The following is a 2,517-nucleotide window of genomic DNA, read 5'->3' as shown; positions in this document are numbered from 1 at the left end:
AAGGCTCAATGAGTATCAAAGCGTTCAAGACGGATTCGCAACGCGTGGCATTTTCGGTTTGCTTCAGGTTAAGTGTTTACGGCACAATACTTTAAGTGCAGTGGTTTGCGTCGCTCACCACTTAACGCGGCGTTAAGTTTATTACTCGGACTATGTGCGATATGAAAAAAACAGAAGAAGTTGTTGAGTTAATTAAAGCTATCAAAAGAGATAAGGTAGTTCCTTTGAAGGTCCACTTAGCTTTTCGTCCGACTTTTAATATCGACTGTTATCGTGAGGCAGTTCTTCACCGATTTATAGACCTGTGTGAAGGTGCTCTATTACTTTCAAAAAGCGGCAATCATGTTGCTGCTGTTGTGTCCGCTAGAGCAGCACAAGAGTCATTCGCGGTTATTGCATATTTGAGCTTTAAGTTAGAAGCGTTTGAAAAAGATCACAATTTAGCTGAGTTGCTCAATACAATGCGCCGATTGAGTATTGGTTGGAAAGGAGATGATGAGTTTCCTGAAATGATCAATGTATTGACGTGCATTGATAAGGTTTCAAAAACACTCGATCCTGAATTTAGAAATCTCTATGACAGACTCTCTGAGTCTGCCCATCCAAATTATCAAGGCGTTCTCGGGGCATACTCAACTCCAAATCATTACACAAAAGAGGTGGTTATCGGCACATCACCTAAATCAGATGAAAGAATGAGCAACTTAGTCGTTACGACAATACAAGTATGCGCTCTATTATTTGTGAATGTTCAGGAAGAATTTGAGACAAGAATGAACATTGCACTAGATATCTGCATTGATTTACATGAACAAGGTAAACTTAGTGAAGTATTCTATGCAAAATAAACTTAACAAACGACTATGGCGTCAATAGCTAATTCTTAGCCGTATTTGCATCCCACATGACGCCATCTCTCAACATTGAATTTAATATGACAACCATCTTGCGAACACAGGCAATGATAGCGACTTTTTTAGGTTTTTCAGCTTTAACTAAATGACGGTAGGTGGCTTTAAATACAGGATTGCATTGCATGGCAGACGTCATTGCCATATATAAGACCGTACGTACTTGAGCTTTCCCTCCTTGAATAACTCGCTTGCCTTTGTATCGACCACTTTCTGAGCGACACCGATTAGAGATGCAGCTTGCTTATTGCTGATATAACCCAGCTCAGGGACATTACTAATGATGGATGCGGCAGCGATATTTCCGATACCCGGAACACTCTGAAGTATGGTGTTTTTTGCTTGATACTCAGGTGAATCTTTGATGAGTTTAACGAGCTTTTCTTCTATTTTGGCTATCTGGTTTTTCATAGCAGTTAGCATGGGTTTTATGGTTGAATGTAAGTATTAAAGTGTCTGTCCCAATTAGATTCTAGAGTCTTCTCCATTTTTGGTTTCGTCGCCTTCCTGCTTAGTCGAGAGGCTAAGTTGGAGGAGAAGGCTCAATGAGTATCAAACTGTTTAAGAGTGATTCGCAACGCTTGGCATTTTCAGTTTGATTCTGCTTTAGTGTTTACGGCACAATGCTCAGAATCGGTGGTGGCGTTGTTCACCCCCCCCCATTAACACGGTGTTATATACTAGGAGGTAAAATTGAGTTTTATCAATATGTTAATTGAGGAAATTGAATCGCAAGATCGTACGAAATTGTGCTCTATATGTATGGGCCGTGGATCGACTTTAAGTTTTTCTTGGGCTCGGTTCAGAGAAAAATATGGTGACTGGGCAACTGATGTTGATAGTAAATACTCTGATGTTAAGAGAGCTTGGGAGGAAGCCGATAAACCACCTTTTGAACAGTTTGAACAGACGTGTTTAGATATTGGGTTAGGTAACCAAGAAGCTAGAGACACATATGAGCTTTTTCTCACAAAGGAAAGTAAAGAAAAGTGTCATAACTGCAAGAATGGTCGTGAGCTTACAGAGCACGGTCTAGAAGTTGCTAAGTTGAAGAAATTACTAACTAATCTTTAGCACGTACATAACACATATGAGCCTTCTGCCTGTCAATAGGCAATAACACCTTGTTGGCTGCGCGAGCAGCCAATGCTCTTCGAACAACAAAGTTATCTACTTCGCTTGTCATTTCGGTCATTACGCATTGCTTACGACAAACACATATTGAGGATCTCTTATTGGGATTGTTCAGGAGTGTTAAGGTGTCTGTCCCAATTAGATTTTGAACAACAAAGTTATCTACTTCACTTTGTCATTTCGGCTATCAAGTATTGCTTACGACAAACACATATTGAGGATCTCTTATTGGGATTGTTCAGGAGTGTTAAGGTGTCTGTCCCAATTAGATTTTGAAGAACCGCTTTGGTTGCAAGTATCAGAGATCTAAGTCGTTTTTTGTGAATTTCAGGGCATTGATTCTCAATAGTTTGCTGTAGAATTTGAATGTCGCGCATCGTTAGGGCTCTCTATTAAATCCATTTAATCCGATGTGTTTTTGGCAAAATTCATTAGATCAGAATGAGCGATGCGTGTAGTGGTCAACAAATTC

General features: G+C 39.9%; 3 protein-coding genes and 1 pseudogene. 2 read left to right on the top strand and 2 right to left on the bottom strand.

Annotated elements, in window-relative coordinates; all coding sequences use genetic code 11:
• Positions 1-161 precede the first annotated feature (161 nt).
• On the top strand, positions 162-848 hold the full coding sequence (locus tag TW84_RS19165; protein ID WP_045977234.1) for a hypothetical protein: 687 nt from the start codon (positions 162-164) through the stop codon (positions 846-848).
• Positions 849-876: 28 nt separating this feature from the next.
• Here the strand turns inward: TW84_RS19165 and TW84_RS19160 are convergent.
• Positions 877-1,355: pseudogene (locus tag TW84_RS19160) on the bottom strand (transposase); the annotation flags it as partial.
• 249 nt (positions 1,356-1,604) lie between these two features.
• Here TW84_RS19160 and TW84_RS19155 point away from each other — a divergent pair.
• Positions 1,605-1,985: a hypothetical protein gene (locus TW84_RS19155; RefSeq protein ID WP_045977233.1), complete on the top strand. Its 381-nt coding sequence runs from the start codon at positions 1,605-1,607 to the stop codon at positions 1,983-1,985.
• Here TW84_RS19155 and TW84_RS25235 read toward each other — a convergent pair.
• The gene (locus TW84_RS25235; RefSeq protein WP_269981032.1) at positions 1,975-2,106 is read right to left on the bottom strand and encodes a hypothetical protein; all 132 of its coding nucleotides are present in this window, start codon (positions 2,104-2,106) and stop codon (positions 1,975-1,977) included. The genes TW84_RS19155 and TW84_RS25235 overlap by 11 nt on opposite strands.
• Positions 2,107-2,517: the final 411 nt, after the last annotated feature.

The sequence above is a fragment of the Vibrio neptunius genome, assembly GCF_000967495.1.
In the GTDB taxonomy this organism is placed as follows: Bacteria; Pseudomonadota; Gammaproteobacteria; order Enterobacterales; family Vibrionaceae; genus Vibrio; species Vibrio neptunius.
Note: the sequence above shows the minus strand (reverse complement) of the source record. Positions and strands in the feature narration are given on the sequence as shown.